5 protein-coding genes are annotated in these 17,458 nt (G+C 39.8%); all 5 read right to left on the reverse strand.

What is annotated here, in order from left to right:
• Window positions 1-113: 113 nt before the first annotated feature.
• The gene (locus OZP11_RS05535) at window positions 114-2,051 is read right to left on the reverse strand and encodes an OmpA family protein (protein ID WP_281234228.1); all 1,938 of its coding nucleotides are present in this window, start codon (window positions 2,049-2,051) and stop codon (window positions 114-116) included.
• An 11-nt stretch (window positions 2,052-2,062) separates the two neighbouring features.
• Complete coding sequence (locus OZP11_RS05540; protein WP_281234229.1) at window positions 2,063-2,995, reverse strand: PorP/SprF family type IX secretion system membrane protein; 933 nt, start codon at window positions 2,993-2,995, stop codon at window positions 2,063-2,065.
• Window positions 2,996-3,041: 46 nt separating this feature from the next.
• The gene (locus OZP11_RS05545) at window positions 3,042-15,722 is read right to left on the reverse strand and encodes an Ig-like domain-containing protein (RefSeq protein ID WP_281234230.1); all 12,681 of its coding nucleotides are present in this window, start codon (window positions 15,720-15,722) and stop codon (window positions 3,042-3,044) included.
• 153 nt (window positions 15,723-15,875) lie between these two features.
• The gene (locus OZP11_RS05550; protein ID WP_281234231.1) at window positions 15,876-16,016 is read right to left on the reverse strand and encodes a hypothetical protein; all 141 of its coding nucleotides are present in this window, start codon (window positions 16,014-16,016) and stop codon (window positions 15,876-15,878) included.
• 917 nt (window positions 16,017-16,933) lie between these two features.
• Window positions 16,934-17,407 (reverse strand): DUF6495 family protein, encoded by a 474-nt coding sequence (locus OZP11_RS05555; protein WP_281234232.1) that lies wholly within the window; start codon window positions 17,405-17,407, stop codon window positions 16,934-16,936.
• Window positions 17,408-17,458: the final 51 nt, after the last annotated feature.

Below are 17,458 nucleotides of genomic sequence, written 5' to 3' on the forward strand. Positions count from 1 at the left end.
TTTTCTCCTTGTCCATTATTCTTAAAAAGAATTTAAAAAAACCAACTTCCAAATGGTTTCTACGTTCTATATTTTCATGTTGATTATCAAAATCTTAACATGCAAATATAGTACTATTTTTGAATAATGATAAAGTCAGAGCGTCTGTTTAATAAATGTTCTTCTTCAGTACATTTCACTCCGTTTTTGCATTTATTGATTAAGCGGCTTTCACCGTAACCAATGGCACTTTCGATTCTTGAAGCATCGATTCCTTGTGACACAATATAGTCTCTGGTTGATTTTGCTCTGTTATCAGAAAGTTTTAAGTTGTATGAATCTTTTCCGCGGGAATCTGTATGTGATTCTATTTTAATGCGAATGTTGGGAAACTTCTGCATAATGAAGACCACTTTTGTCAATTCTTCTACAGCCAGAGGTGTAATGTCGTATTTGTCGTAATCAAAGTAAATTGGTTTAACATCAACCATTTCTACGCCTTTCTTTTTCACCACTAAATCATCGTAATTGCTTAGTTCGAAATTTACATTAGGAATTTCGCGTTCGTTTTCTTTTGTAGTTTCGACTGTTCTTTCGTCACTGCTGTAGTTTGGTTTGGCCGCAATCATATTGACCACTTTATTACACGGCACTGTAATGGCATATTTCCCTTCGTAATTAGTTTTGGTTTCGCCTAATACTTCTTTAAAAGAGTTGTAAGCCATAATAGTAACATCTGTTAAAGGCAGTTTGGTTTTTCTGTCAACAGCCATTCCTGATATGTTTTGGTTACAAACCGGTTTTCCTTTGGTAAAAGCGTAGATATCATCATCTCCTTTACCTCCTGCCCTGTTTGATGAAATGTAGCCGTAACTTTCTGTCTTGTCTACTATATAAGCAAAATCATCTTTGTTGCTGTTTATAGGAGCGCCTAAATTGCGTGGAACGGTAAAATTTCCATCCGGCAGAAATTTACTTTCGTAAACATCTAAATCACCAAGGCCGTAATGTCCGTCTGAAGAAAAATAAAGTATTCCGTTTCTAAAAAATGGAAAAAGGTCATTACCAATTGTATTGATATTAGGTCCCAGATTTAAAGGAGAACTCATTGTACCATCATCTGAAATTTTCACAACATACAAATCGGTTTCACCAAAACCTCCCGGCATATCGGATGCAAAGAAAAGCCATTGTCCGTCATCGCTTAAGCAAGGATGTCCTACCGAATAATCTTCGCTGTTGAAGAAAACGCCCTGCGGATTTTCGAGTTTGTTATCGACAAGTGATCCTTTGATAATCTGGAAATTGTTGATTTTATTTCCGTCTAAAACCAGTTTGTTTTTCTTTACAATGTTCGTTGTATAATAGATCGTTTTTCCGCTTGCATCAAAAGTCGCTGTTGCTTCGTGGTATTTACTCATTACGTTGGGTAAAAATAACGTTTCGTTGAATAAACTCCCATCGGCAGGATTTCTTTCAGATAAATACAAATTCAGGAAAGGCTGGTTGTTCCATGTATACAGTTTTTCGCTGAATTTTGTTGTATCTCTCGCAGAAGTAAACACGATTTTTTCCTGAAAAAAGGCGGTTCCAAAATCAGATTTACTGGTATTGATATCCAGATTTTTAACCTGATACAAAGGTTTTGCTTTTGCCAGACTGTCCAGAATTTTTTTCTGGGCTACATAACGATTGATTTCTTTTTGGTCTCCTTTTTTATCGAGATATTCTTTTGTGATCTTATCTGCTTCATCATAATCCATGACTGCTTTCATAGTCTGAATATAACGCAGATAGTAAATGTCTGTTAAATTATTGCCTTGTACTTCGTAAAGTTTTCTATACCATTTTAATGCATTTCGTGCATCTGAAATAAAATAATACGAGTCGGCTGCATTTTTTAAAGTCTGTGCCGATGGATTCTTGATATTCTGCAGACATTCTTCGTATGCTTTTGAAGCATCTGTATAAGAGAAGTTTCTGAACAAAGCATCGGCTTTCTTTAAATTAGTCTTTTGAGCAAAACTAAACGTAATGCTCAAGACTAAACTCAGGATATATAATTTTTTCATACTTACAATTTTTAGAAGAATCGAGGAGATTTGATTTTATTCTGACCTTTATTGAACGTGTAGCGTAAAATGAATTCATGTGTACCATCATTATACTTGTTCAACTCGCTGATTGTGTAATCGAAAGCGTAGCCCAGATAAAAACTTGGTGATATTTGAAAACCTGCGAGTATACTTACCGAATCATCTGTACGGTATGATCCTCCAATGACAAACTTTTCAGCTATCATAAAATTCGCCGATACATCAGCAGTGAGCGGCGCACCGCTTACTGCTTTTACTAAAAATGCTGGTTTGAACTTTAAATTCGGGTTCAAATCAAAAACATATCCTCCCATCAAAAAATAATGTAAACGATCATAGTCTATAGATTCCTGAACATCATCATAATAATCGCTTCTGATAAAACTTGGAACCGAAAGACCTAAATAGAATTTCTCCGTATAGTAGTAAATACCTGCTCCAACAGCCAGTTTCATCTGGTTAGTAATATTCTGATTCAGCAGAACATCATTATTGTTGTAATATTTCCCTTTAGACCAGTCTATGTTTAACATTCTCGTTCCGGCTTTAAGACCAAATGCTAATCTTTTTTCATAGCCAAGAGGTACAGAATAAGAAAAGTTTCCGTCAAGATACAGCTCGTTTGAAGGACCTATTTTATCATTGACAACACTTAATCCTAAACCAATATTCTCGTTAGTAAGAGGCGAATGAATAGAAAACGATTGTGTTTCCGGCGCTCCTGAAATTCCTACCCATTGCGAACGATGCAAAAGAGTGGCTTCTAAAGTGCCGGTTGATCCGGCATAAGCCGGATTAACCGCCATTGTGTTATACATATACTGAGTATATTGGGGATCTTGTTGTGCACTGGCACATATTGTAATAAAAGAACATATTAAAATGAAATACGTTTCTAATGGTTTTATATATAGTTTCATAACGATACTTATTTAATTTAATTAATTAGATGATTAATAGAATGTTTTATCTCATGATAGATAACCATCCTTTTTTAACCGTTCCATCTCCAATGGTAATCACATAAAAATAAGTACCTGTTGGCAGCATGTCCCCTCTATTAACTACTCCGGATACATTTGCTGTTCCGTCCCAATCGTTTTCATAGTGTGCTTTGCTGTACACTAATGCACCATATCTATTAAAAACTTTTAATTCATTATTAGGATAAGATTCGATACAATCTATTCTGAATAAATCATTAGCTCCGTCATTGTTTGGCGTAAATTCGTTGTAAACTGTCAGACAAACCGGTTCAACAGATGCAGAAGCAGAATTGTTTGATTGATCTACATCTAACGGAGTTGAATTTTCGATTGTAACTACATTTAGATAGTTGCCGCTTGGCAGAACCTCTGCTACTATTGTTAATGTAACGCTTTGTCCTGCAGCTAATGTTGGAATTGTCCAAAGTTGTGTTGACTGATCGTAAGTACCTGCAGATGTGCCTGCACTTATTAACTGATAGCCGCTTGGCAGTAATTCGCTAACCAATACATCTTTGAAACCACCTTCGCCAACATTGTTTACTGTTATGGTAAAGGTCACATGATCGCCAAAATTAGGAGCCGGATTATCAACTACGTTCGTGATTGTTAAATCTGAACATGCTGCCACTGTTACATTTAATGATTTGGTAGTGGTTTCATTACAGTTGTTTACGTATGTAACCTGTATTGTTCCGGCACCAATATCTGACCATGAAATGGTTGCAGTTCCGTCTGAAGTTCCTCCTCCTGAAACAATTGTTCCATTAGTAACTGACCAAACATAATTTGATTTACCATTTGCTATTGAATAAGTCACTTCCTGGAAAACACAAGGAGTGTCGTCTGTAGTAGTAAGCTGCACTAAAGCATCATTTTCAAAAGCAATTGTAATACCCAGCCTTTCTGCACTTGCACAACCATTAGTTGTATTGTTAAGTGCACTTGCATAATAAGTTGTTGCTGTAAGCGGCGTATTTGCTGCTAACGGTGTTCCTCCTGTTGCTGCAGCATACCATACTACATTTGGTTCATTAACCAAAATATTGACAAGTGTTGGCAATGCTGACAAACAGAATGTCTGTGTTGTACTTGGTGCAGTTATAACACCCGGAGTATTTACACTTACTGCAACAGCCAGTCTAACCGGATTTTCACAATTAGTATTGCTTGCTATAACACCATAATAAGTTCTGGTTGTTAAAGCTGTCGTCGGAGCAATTGGAGTTCCACCTGTTGCTGTACTGTACCAAATTACGTTTGCCTGGTTTACCTGAATATTCGCTACCGCTGGATTAGATGTAGAACAGAAATCCTGAGTAGTATCTGTAGTTGTTGGCGTTGGACTTGGATCTTCTACCGTAACAATTACCTGTAAACGAGTTGTGCTTTCACATCCTGAAACAGGATCTACGATGTTTCCGTAGTAAGTTCCTGATGTTAATGCTGTAGTTGGCGCTATCGCAGTTCCGCCAGTTGCTGTTGCAAACCAAATCACATTAGCTTCGTTAACCTGAATACTGGCTATCGTTGGGTTACTGCCAGAGCAGAAACTTTGTGATGTATTGGCAGTTGTTGGATTCGTTGTATTTCCAACTGTTACTGCTACCAGTAATCTAACATTGCTTTCGCAGCCCGTTACCGGATTTTTGATTGCTCCATAATAATTACCATTTACTAATGCTGTCGCTGCTGGAATCGCTGTTCCGCCTGTTGCAGCTGTATACCATACTACATTTGCTTCATTTACCTGAATGTTCGCAACTGTTGGATTAGTTCCTGAACAGAATGTTTGTGTAGCATCATTTGTAGTTGGCGTCGCAGGATTAGTTACTGTAACTGTAACTAACAATCTTGCATTACTTTCACATCCTGCAGCATTTCTAATTGCTGCATAATAAGGACCGTTTGCTAATGCTGTTGTGGCTGGAATCGCTGTTCCGCCTGTAGCAGCTGCGTACCAAACGATTGTGCCTGTCGCAGGTGTGTTTACCTGGATATCGGCAACTGTAGGCGAATCAACCAAACAGAAGTCTTGTGTCGCATCTGCTGTGGTTGGTGTGCCAGGATCGCTTACCGTTACGGCAACTTCTAATCTTACATTGCTTTCACAGTTTGTAATTGGATCTAAGATTGAGGCAAAATAACTTCCTGTAGCTAGTGCAGTTGTAGCTGGAACCGCTGTTCCGCCTGTGGCAGCTGCATACCAAACGATTGTGCCTGATGCAGGTGTGTTTACCTGAATGTCGGCAACTGTTGGTGCATCCACTAAACAAAAGTCTTGCGTTGTATCTGCTGTGGTCGGTGTGCCAGGATCGCTTACCGTTACTTCAACTTGTAATCTAACTGAACTTTCACAGTTGGTTGCAGGATCTAAAATTGAAGCGAAGTAGTTTCCTGTAGCTAAAGCGGTTGTGGCTGGAATCGCTGTTCCGCCTGTCGCTGCTGTGTACCAAACTATTGAGCCTGTTGCAGGAGCATTCACCTGAATATTCGCAACTGTCGGAGCATCAACTAAACAGAATGCCTGAGTGGTATCTGCTGTTGTCGGAGTGCCCGGATCGCTTACCGTTACTTCAACTTGTAATCTAACTGAACTTTCACAGTTGGTCGTTGTATTTAAAATTGACGCAAAGTATAAACCATTTGTTAATGCTGTTGTAGATGGAATCGCTGTTCCGCCTGTAGCTGCTGTGTACCAAACAATTGTGCCCGTTGCAGGAGCGTTTACCTGAATATCGGCAACTGTAGGCGAATCAACCAAACAGAAGTCTTGTGTCGCATCTGCTGTAGTTGGTGTGCCCGGATCGCTTACCGTTACGGCAACTTCTAATCTTACATTGCTTTCACAATTTGTGATTGGATCTAAGATTGATGCAAAATAACTTCCTGTGGCTAGTGCAGTTGTAGCTGGAATCGCTGTTCCGCCTGTAGCTGCTGCATACCAAACGATTGTGCCTGATGCAGGTGTGTTTACCTGAATGTCAGCAACTGTTGGTGCATCTACTAAACAGAAGTCTTGTGTTGTATCTGCTGTTGTCGGCGTGCCAGGATCGCTTACTGTTACTTCAACCTGTAATCTTACATTGCTTTCGCAGTTGGTTGCAGGATCTAAAATTGAAGCAAAGTAGTTTCCTGTAGCTAAAGCTGTAGTCGGAGCAATCGCTGTTCCGCCTGTCGCTGTGCTGTACCAGACAATTGAACCAGTCGCTGGCGTATTTACCTGAATGTCGGCAACTGTCGGAGCATCAACTAAACAGAATGCCTGAGTGGTATCTGCTGTTGTAGGTGTGCCCGGATCGCTTACTGTTACTTCAACTTGTAATCTAACTGAACTTTCACAGTTGGTCGTTGTATTTAAAATCGATCCAAAGTATAAACCGTTTGTTAATGTTGCTGTAGAAGCTAAAGGTGTTCCGCCTGTAGCAGCTGCATACCAAACGATTGTGCCTGTCGCAGGAGTGTTTACCTGAATATCGGCAACTGTAGGCGAATCAACCAAACAGAAGTCTTGTGTAGCATCTGCTGTGGTTGGTGTGCCCGGATCGCTTACCGTTACCGCAACTTCTAATCTTACATTGCTTTCACAGTTTGTTACCGGATCTAAGATTGATGCAAAATAACTTCCTGTAGCTAGTGCAGTTGTCGCTGGAACCGCTGTTCCGCCTGTGGCTGCTGTGTACCAAACGATTGTGCCTGATGCAGGTGTGTTTACCTGAATGTCAGCAACTGTTGGTGCATCTACTAAACAGAAGTCTTGTGTTGTATCTGCTGTTGTCGGCGTGCCAGGATCGCTTACTGTTACTTCAACCTGTAATCTTACATTGCTTTCGCAGTTGGTTGCAGGATCTAAAATTGAAGCAAAGTAGTTTCCTGTAGCTAAAGCTGTAGTCGGAGCAATCGCTGTTCCGCCTGTCGCTGTGCTGTACCAGACAATTGAACCAGTCGCTGGCGTATTTACCTGAATGTCGGCAACTGTCGGAGCATCAACTAAACAGAATGCCTGAGTGGTATCTGCTGTTGTAGGTGTGCCCGGATCGCTTACTGTTACTTCAACTTGTAATCTAACTGAACTTTCACAGTTGGTCGTTGTATTTAAAATCGATCCAAAGTATAAACCGTTTGTTAATGTTGCTGTAGAAGCTAAAGGTGTTCCGCCTGTAGCAGCTGCATACCAAACGATTGTGCCTGTCGCAGGAGTGTTTACCTGAATATCGGCAACTGTAGGCGAATCAACCAAACAGAAGTCTTGTGTAGCATCTGCTGTGGTTGGTGTGCCCGGATCGCTTACCGTTACCGCAACTTCTAATCTTACATTGCTTTCACAGTTTGTTACCGGATCTAAGATTGATGCAAAATAACTTCCTGTAGCTAGTGCAGTTGTCGCTGGAACCGCTGTTCCGCCTGTGGCTGCTGTGTACCAAACGATTGTGCCTGATGCAGGTGTGTTTACCTGAATGTCAGCAACTGTTGGTGCATCTACTAAACAGAAGTCTTGTGTTGTATCTGCTGTTGTCGGCGTGCCAGGATCGCTTACCGTTACTTCAACTTGTAATCTGACATTGCTCTCGCAGTTGGTTGCAGGATCTAAAATTGAAGCAAAGTAGTTTCCTGTAGCTAGTGCAGTTGTAGCTGGAATCGCTGTGCCGCCTGTCGCTGCTGTGTACCAAACTATTGAGCCTGTTGCAGGTGCATTCACCTGAATGTTCGCAACTGTCGGAGCATCAACTAAACAGAATGCCTGAGTGGTATCTGCTGTGGTCGGAGTTCCCGGATCGCTTACCGTTACTTCAACTTGTAATCTAACTGAACTTTCACAGTTTGTGGTTGTATTTAAAATCGATGCGAAGTATAAACCGTTTGTTAATGCTGTTGTGGATGGAATCGCTGTTCCGCCTGTTGCAGCCGCATACCAAACGATTGTGCCTGTCGCAGGTGTGTTTACCTGAATATCGGCAACTGTAGGCGAATCAACCAAACAGAAGTCTTGTGTCGCATCTGCTGTAGTTGGTGTGCCCGGATCGCTTACCGTTACGGCAACTTCTAATCTTACATTGCTTTCACAATTTGTGATTGGATCTAAGATTGATGCAAAATAACTTCCTGTGGCTAATGCAGTTGTAGCTGGAATTGCTGTTCCGCCTGTGGCTGCTGCATACCAAACGATTGTGCCTGCCGCAGGAGTGTTTACCTGAATGTCAGCAACTGTTGGTGCATCCACTAAACAGAAGTCTTGCGTTGTATCTGCTGTGGTTGGTGTGCCAGGATCGCTTACCGTTACTTCAACCTGTAATCTTACATTGCTTTCGCAGTTGGTTGCAGGATCTAAAATTGAAGCAAAGTAGTTTCCTGTAGCTAAAGCTGTAGTCGGAGCAATCGCTGTTCCGCCTGTCGCTGTGCTGTACCAGACAATTGAACCAGTCGCTGGCGTATTTACCTGAATGTCGGCAACTGTCGGTGCATCAACTAAACAGAATGCCTGAGTGGTATCTGCTGTTGTAGGTGTGCCCGGATCGCTTACCGTTACTTCAACTTGTAATCTAACTGAACTTTCACAGTTGGTCGTTGTATTTAGAATTGAAGCGAAGTATAAACCATTTGTTAGTGCTGTTGTGGCTGGAATCGCTGTTCCGCCTGTTACAGCTGTGTACCAAACAATTGTGCCTGTCGCAGGAGTGTTTACCTGAATATCGGCAACTGTTGGTGCATTTACTAAACAGAAGTCTTGTGTCGCATCTGCTGTGGTTGGTGTGCCAGGATCGCTTACCGTTACCGCAACTTCTAATCTTACATTGCTTTCACAATTTGTGATTGGATCTAAGATTGATGCAAAATAACTTCCTGTGGCTAGTGCAGTTGTAGCTGGAACCGCTGTTCCGCCTGTAGCTGCTGCATACCAAACGATTGTGCCTGATGCAGGTGTGTTTACCTGAATGTCAGCAACTGTTGGTGCATCTACTAAACAGAAGTCTTGTGTTGTATCTGCTGTTGTCGGCGTGCCAGGATCGCTTACTGTTACTTCAACCTGTAATCTTACATTGCTTTCGCAGTTGGTTGCAGGATCTAAAATTGAAGCGAAGTAGTTTCCTGTAGCTAAAGCTGTAGTCGGAGCAATCGCTGTTCCGCCTGTCGCTGTGCTGTACCAGACAATTGAACCAGTCGCTGGCGTATTTACCTGAATGTCGGCAACTGTCGGTGCATCAACTAAACAGAATGCCTGAGTGGTATCTGCTGTTGTAGGTGTGCCCGGATCGCTTACTGTTACTTCAACCTGTAATCTAACTGAACTTTCACAGTTGGTCGTTGTATTTAAAATCGATGCAAAGTATAAACCGTTTGTTAATGCTGTTGTGGATGGAATCGCTGTTCCGCCTGTCGCAGCTGCGTACCAAACGATTGTGCCTGTCGCAGGGGTGTTTACCTGGATATCGGCAACTGTAGGCGAATCAACCAAACAGAAGTCTTGTGTCGCATCTGTAGTTGTTGGAGTTCCTGGATCAGTAATACTTATTGCTACTGCCAAACGAACACTGCTCTCACAGCCTGTAACACCATCTACAGCCGCACCATAATAGGTACCATTTACTAAAGGTGTTGTGGAAGCTAAAGCTGTTCCGCCTGCTGACACCGTATACCAAACTACACCTGATTCGTTTACCTGAATACTTGCTACTGTCGGAGCATCAATTAAACAAAAATCTTGTGTCGTATCTGTTGTGGTTGGTGTATTTGGATCGCTGATCATAATTACAGCATCTTGTAATGTTCCTGCAAGATTTTCACAGGTAGTATCACTAGAAACTGCTACATAATACGTTATAGGGCTTTGTGCTTTTGTTAATCCTGTTGCGGTTAAAACTCCTGCAGCGTTTATTGTATAAGTTACTCCACTAATAACTGCTCCATTTGTAATTGGCTGTGTTCTGGCATCATCTAAATACCAGGTAAATACAGGATTAGTCAATGTTGGTGCAGTTGGTGTTAATGATGCAGGCACACTATGACAAAACGTTGCGTCATCAACCAAAATATCATTAATAGTGGAAGGTGGTAAAATAGTAAAGGTTATTTGTTTTCTGTCGGCTTCTGCAGTTTCGCAAAGCTCATCAGAACTTACTCCAACATAATAGGTATAAGTACCCGGAAGTAATCCCGGCTGTACTAATTGAAATGTTGTCTCTCCTGCGATTAACTGAGGTGAAGCTCCGTTCAAACGGTACCAGTAGTAAACAGGATTGGTCAAAACTGAAGAACCGCTTAAACTTGTTGCAAGGGTTACATTTCCTGTAGGAGAACAAATTGAAGTATCTGTGGCTCCGTTTAATGTAATATCAGTCAGTGCTGCCAATGGAGCAGACGCTTTAACTTCAACCGTAACTTCTCCTCTGGCAAAAGTTTCACAACCGTAACGTACCGGCTGTACATAATATTTATAAGTTCCTGCTGTTAAATTTGCAGGCAGTGTATAGGTAATACCTGTAGTTAAAGCATTTCCTCCTGTAACCGCATCGTACCATATATAAGTCGAACAGGCTTCTTCAGGAATCTGAAGGGTTATCGCCGCGCCTGGACAGACCGTAACTTTATTTTGCGGATCTGCTCCAATTACGGTCGTATTAGCTGTTCTTTCTACAGTATGAACTCTTAAGTTATCCAGAACTCCGGCAACTCCTCCTAAACGGATTCTTACTCTGTCGTAAATCTCTGTTGGTGAAGACACAAGAGCCATTGCCATAGAATTTCCAGGTAATAATCTTAAACTCAATAGTGTGCTTGTATTTTGAATTGGGGCACCTACAGCAACATTACCTAAATAACGCTGAATACTGAAACCTCTCAGTAAGTTAACATCTAAAAGTGCTCCCGGTTTTGAAATCACAATTCGTAATGTATCACTTATAACTGATGGTGTTTTAAACTGAACAGTTAAATCGGCAGCGGCTAAAGCTCCTACACCACTGAACATAGTTGCATAAGTGGCAATATCGTTGTCTGCAACTAAAAAGGCGTCAGTAACACCAACGGTTGCTGTTGCAGCTCCAATACCTAAATCTGCTGCTCCGTAAAACACATCCTGAATATCTCCCGGTACACAGGTTACAGAAGTAACCGGTGTATAGTAATAAGCATCAAATACTTTTGTATTTTGAGCTACACTTGCAAGTGAAGCGGACTGAATTCGAATTCCATCGTATTGCTGAGGCCCTGAGGCATCTGAAGGAACAAACGTGAATTCGTATGTATTATCTCCTGAAAGTAAATTCAATAATGAACCGGATACCGATTGCATTGTTCCGATATCTACTCCTCCTATAGTACCTATTACAGTTAAATTTTGTCCAACAGCCAACAAGCTGGCTTCTGAACCTAATTTAACCGTTACCGGAGTACCTTTTGTAATAGGTGCCGCCCAGCTTAATTGCTGCCATGTTGTTCCAACACCTAAAAGACCTATTCCTGTAGTAATTGTTGAGAATGTCTGCGGATTTCCATCGACAGCACTCGCTCCATTAGTAACGGTTCCGGTTATTATTGTTCCGGAAGTTTGTGCTGTTGCATAAACTCTGTCTGTTAAAGATTGACAATTACTCAGGTCTATAACATTAATTACTTTTGTTGCAGTCGTAGAACAAATTCCGTCACTAGCTACTGCTGTATAGGTATAAACTCCCGGTGTACTTAGTACTCCCGTTGTAAATGTTGGTCCTGTTAAAGGATTTCCCTGCGGATCAAACCAGGTTATTGTTCCTGTAGAAGTTGCTAATAAGGTTACATTTGTACCAATAGCTACAGATTCTGAAGGATTAGTAATAACCAGACTTGGATTTGCATTAATGGTCACCGCCACAGATTGTCGAACTGACGGACAAGTATCTCCCGAAGCCTGAGCCATAATTGAATAAACACCGCTTACAGTAATATTTGCTGCAGCATCTGCGGTTATAACATTGTTTGAAGCATCATAGAACGTATAAGTAGTGTTTCCTGATGAGTCAAAATTAGTGATCGCATTTCCTAAATTAGCACTGCCACAGGCCGCTAATGCAGCATTTACAGTTAAAGTTGTAGTTGAAGGGAAATCAACAATTACTTCTTTTAATGTCCCTGCTATATTTTCACAAGTCCCGCCGTTTACAACAGAAACATAATAAGTATATGGTGCACCTATTGAAGTTAAACCTGAAATAGTAAGAGCTCCTGTTATTGGATCTTTAGCAAATACTGCTGTGCCTATTGTAGTTCCATCAACAATTTCACCTGTTTTATTTGGAGCTGTGTAATATCTAAATTCAGCCCCTGCAATTGTAGATGATGGAGCGATTACTGCTCCTCCTGTACAAGTTGCTTCAATTGGAGTTGTAATCAATACATCTGCCGCTGTTGGAATTGGTAATACCGTAACCGTAACAGCCTGACGTAAACTATTCTCACACCCCCCTCTTGTTCCTTGTAAATAATAGGTAGTTGAAGTTGTTAAAGGTCCTGTTCCTGTTGTACTTAGTTGTAAAACATTTCCTCCTGTCGGGGCATCATACCATGTAAAAATTTCCGGTCCTCCTGTTGAAACAGCATTTAAAATCGTTGAACCTCCCACACAAATTGGGTCTGCCGCTCCTGTTATAACAGCATCAGGATATCTGTAAGCAGCCTGATAAATATACAGGTTGTCCAAAAGTGATGCCGTTCCTCCTAATCGTACTTCTACACGATCAAACGCTGCTCCGGCAGTAAAACTGGCTTTGAATTTATTTCCTGATAACAACTGAATATTCAGTAAATTATTATTTATAGCTCTTCTGTCATTATTAAAAATACCTCCATTGTAAGTTGCTAAGGTAATATTAGATAAAACACCAATATCAAGAACACCACCCGGAACTTCTAATTCAACATCAATAATATCTCCTGCCACACCCGGATTAGCAAAAATCAATTGCTGCTGCAGATAGGCTCCAACACCAAGCGTTACTGTTAACTGCGAATAACTATTGATATCACCATCAACAGCACGACCCGGATTAATAGGTGCACATAAAACGCATAAAACGCCATCGCCTGAGAAATTTTGATTATTTGCCTGTAAACAAGTACTGGCACTAGCTATAACCGTAACTGTAACAGCTCCTCTGGCAGGATTAGCACAATCAGTACTTATATTAGATGCCTCTACATAATAAGTTTGAGTACTTGTTAATATTGCTGTAGTAAAGGTTGGGGAATTTGGCTGTACAATATTCCCTCCAGTTGCCGCGTCATACCAATTGTATCGAACTCCTGCAGTCGGATTTGAAACTGCCAGTGTTGCATTCTGACCAGATTGAATAATCACATTTGAAGATGCAAAAGTAGGAACAGCTGGTATCGGACTTACGGTCAAACCTACGAGTGTACGTGTAGGCGATGGACAACTGCCAATTAAACCTTCTACATAATAATTTGTATTTGCAATCAAAGCCGGAGTTGTAAATGATGTCCCAGTAAACAGCAAATTACCGCCTGTTGCGGCATCATACCAATTATAAGTAGTGCCTGCAACCGGTGCCTGAATTGTTATAGTCGTACTTTGCCCGCTGCATATTGTAGTTGGTGAAAAAGTAATTACTGGAGGCGCCAAAGGATTATCTATCGTTATCTGAACCGGAGTTCTCTCACTGTTAACGCAGCCGTTTCTTGTTATTTCAGCATAATAAGTTGTAGCTGTTGTTAAAGCCGGAGTAGTAAATGCGGCTGTTGACGCCAATGAAGGACCTCCTGCAGCTGCACTATACCAGTTTACCGTTTCTCCAACTGCAAGGGCTGCGGTTAGTGTAGTAGTCTGTCCGCTGCAAATAGCTGTATTTCCGGTAATAACCGCAGCTTTATATCTGTAAGTCGCCTGATAAATATCTAAGTTAGACAGAAGAGTGGCCAAACCTCCTAATCGTATTTCAACACGATCAAAATTAGCACCCGCAACAACGCTGGCTCTAAATCGGTTACCTGATAATACCTGTAAAGTCACTAACGGATTAGTAGCTAATATTCTGTCATTATTATAAGTTGCTCCGTTATAAGTAGCAAGACTCACACCTCCTAATAAAGTAACATCTGCAATACCTCCCGGTAATTCTAAATCTACATCTACAATATCACCTGCTTTACCAGGATTTATAAATTGTAAAGTCTGCTGCACCCATCCGGTAAGCAAGCCTACAGGAACAGTAAGTCTGGCTGCTGTAGCAGGATTTCCATCAACTGAAAAATTTGGATTAGTAGAGCTGCACAATAAACACAAACCATTCTGGCTAGTCTGCTGGCTGCTCGCTTCCAGACACCCGCCCAAAGCTGCCGGTTGTACGGTTACTGTAACAGGAACTCTTGCAGCGCTGACACAGCTTCCATTCGGGCTTTGTGCTTCTACATAATAGGTTTTAGTCGCCGTTAAAATAGGAGTAGTGAAATTTGGCGTATTAGTGGCAACGGGTGTACCACCAGCCGCTGTATCATACCAGTTTAATTGAACACCCGGTTCAGTAGTTGTCGCACTTAAAGTAGCATTCTGACCTGACTGAATAGTAACACTCTGAGTCAAAACTGTTGGTGTTGCAGGAACTGCTGTAGAAACTACATTGATCTGAGTACGGGTTGGACTGATACAAGTTCCTATAGATGCTTCTACAAAAAAGCTGGTGGTTCCCAAAGGAACTGTAGGAGAATATGTTGTACCACTTGCTAATGATGCTCCGCCACTTGCTGTAGGATACCAGGAATAAGTGGTTCCCGGAACAGGGTTTACAAGTGTTAATGTTGTCTGCTGTGTTGCTCCTGTAGAACAAACAGTTGTTCCAATATTACTATAAGCCGGTGCTACCGGATTAGAAACATTTAAAACAACCGGTACACGAAGGTTTCCTTCACATCCAGCCTGTCTTGTTATACCTATATAATAAGTAGTTGAAGCGGTTAGTGCAGGTGTTGTAAAAGTTGGACCTGTTGCTAATGCTGTTGTTGACGCTGCTGAACTATACCATGCCAGTGTGGTTCCTGGTGCTGCAGTCGCAGTTAGAGTCGTTTGAGTTCCGGCACAAACTGTCTGAGTTAGACCTCCGCTCACTGTTGGCTGTGCAAACTCTAAACGAACGTCATAAAGTCGTAAACTTACCAGAAGACTTACCAGTCCCCCAACCTGAACCTGAATTTGGTTCGTATCACCTGTTACAGTATATCTTGCAACTGCAACCGTATTACCATTTAACAAATTAAGGTTCAAAAGCGGACTACTTAAAGCCACACTCGAACCTACATTCGCACCTGATAATTTGCCCTGCAAGGATACATTAGATAATAATGTGAGATCCAGCAAACCGTTTCCGGTACCAAAATAAATGGCTATCTGATCTCCTGCCCTGGCCGTCTGGTTTAAGGTCAGCGTTTCTTCAACGAAACAACCAACCCCAACTGCATTCGTCAGAGTCGCATAGGTCGTTAAGCCAGCACTATCATAAGCGTTGGCGGGACTATCAATATCTAATCCTAAACACACTAACCCTCCCTGACTATTAGTTTGAGACAAAGGTCTGCAAATAGTCTGAGAAAATGCATTGGTGCATAATAGGAATAAAAATAAAAGTCCGAATAATCTCTTTTTAGAGAGATCACAAAAAGTAAATTTTTTTTTCATAATTTGGAAGATTAGAAAATGGACAATAAAAAACCTGTTGCAATAAGCATAAATGCCTACACAATTAAAAAAACACTTAAATTCAAATAGTTACATATTAAAACAAAATCCCTAAAATTCCGGAGAATTTATTTTAATTAAAAAAACACACGGCTATGTAGTATCTAATTCGACACAGCCTGATAATGAGATTTTTTCATTTTCAGAAAATGAAAAACAACTCAACTGTTTTAAGGAATATTGATCTGAACCAATTTTCCTAAAGGAGTGATTTGTTATAGAATTAATTTTCATAAAAGAAAATTTAAAGTTGGGAGTATTTCACGACATCTTATACATTTAAGCTCACCCATTTAAGAAAGTTGATTACTCTTTCTTCACTTCATTCTTTTCAGCTGTATCCAAAAAGCAAATGAATTAAACAGTACAAGACAAAGCCAGTTTAAAATTAAACCAACCAACACGTCAACAATATCGTTGACCCGACTTTAAAAAATGAAAATGATAATATGAAAATTTTTGAATAAAATATTTCATTATTGAAGTGAAATCAAAAGAAAGAAGAAATTTGTTTTCCTTCAGAGGAATAAAAAATAAAGCTGTAATAATATGAAGACCTATTGCAAACTTGATAAAAAAAGTAACTGTCAGTTCCATAAGCAGGCGTTTTAAGTTCTTATTTAGTTCTAATGCGTTTAAAAGTATTTGTTTTTATTTTTCAAGTATTACATAATGTCAAACAATTCAATAGGGGAATAAAAATTTTGTTTAACTTTTGTATTCTAAAATTAAGAAAAAGCAAAAAACAAAACAAGTGTAATTTTCCTATGTTTTTAAATTACTGGTATCACACAGAGAATAAAAAACGAATAGAATATAAGAAAAACGGGACATTTGAAGAGAAAAGGCACTTCAAAAAATTTTACATTTATTTTAAGATTTTTATGTTAAAATTAATAAATGAAAGTAAATTACTACATAAAATAATCTACAACGATTGATTTTTAACAATTTAACCCCATTCTATTATAAATATGACCCTAATCGCCTTTAAATCTTAATTTTTTAAATATTATAAAAAAAACACGTAAAAATACGGGCAGTAAAAAAAAGAAAAGTATAAACAAGAGTTAAAATCATAAAAAAAAGATAAACAATTAACTATTAATTATTTACCTTTTCATTGTATTATTAAAGCTGCAATTTAAGCGCTAAGATTCAAGGATTGTATTTATTTGAGTAAACAACTGTCCATCACTTAAAAAAGCACCTTGTTTAATTAACTCAAATATTGAAGAATTTCGTTCTTCTGTAAACACCTTCTTACCAACTTTCATTTCTATATTATCAGTAAACATATTATCGCTCAACCACTGAAGACCATCTTTAGTTAAAAAATCAACAGAAGCGTCTTGTGATTTCAAAATTATTGACTGCACGTAAGTATCAAAACAATGAAATAAGAATATGTGATTTTTTGAAAAATGTTCCAAAAACTCAGCTCTGGATAAAACCCCTTCCCAAATCAAATCAGAGAAAACATCCAATTCCTGCTCTGCAACTTCAGGTTTGTTAATTTTCAAGGAATCCCATTCTGTCTTATCAATTGCCTGGGCAGCTAAAAAACTGGCAAATTCAGCATGCAGCTCGTCAAATTGTTCTTTTGTTAATCTTGCGTATTTCATATCATTTCAGGAACGAAGTAATCTCGTTCTTATTTTATTAAAATTTAAAAG

Source organism: Flavobacterium gelatinilyticum, from assembly GCF_027111295.1.
Taxonomy (GTDB): Bacteria; Bacteroidota; Bacteroidia; order Flavobacteriales; family Flavobacteriaceae; genus Flavobacterium; species Flavobacterium gelatinilyticum.

Bases quoted from the DNA above. Each gene is read 5' to 3' on its own strand.
- OZP11_RS05540 (WP_281234229.1), bottom strand. From the start codon at position 2,995: ATGAAACTATATATAAAACCATTAGAAACGTATTTCATTTTAATATGT.
- OZP11_RS05550 (WP_281234231.1), bottom strand. From the start codon at position 16,016: ATGAAAATTAATTCTATAACAAATCACTCCTTTAGGAAAATTGGTTCA.
- OZP11_RS05555 (WP_281234232.1), bottom strand. From the start codon at position 17,407: ATGAAATACGCAAGATTAACAAAAGAACAATTTGACGAGCTGCATGCT.
- OZP11_RS05535 (WP_281234228.1), bottom strand. From the start codon at position 2,051: ATGAAAAAATTATATATCCTGAGTTTAGTCTTGAGCATTACGTTTAGT.
- OZP11_RS05545 (WP_281234230.1), bottom strand. From the start codon at position 15,722: ATGAAAAAAAAATTTACTTTTTGTGATCTCTCTAAAAAGAGATTATTC.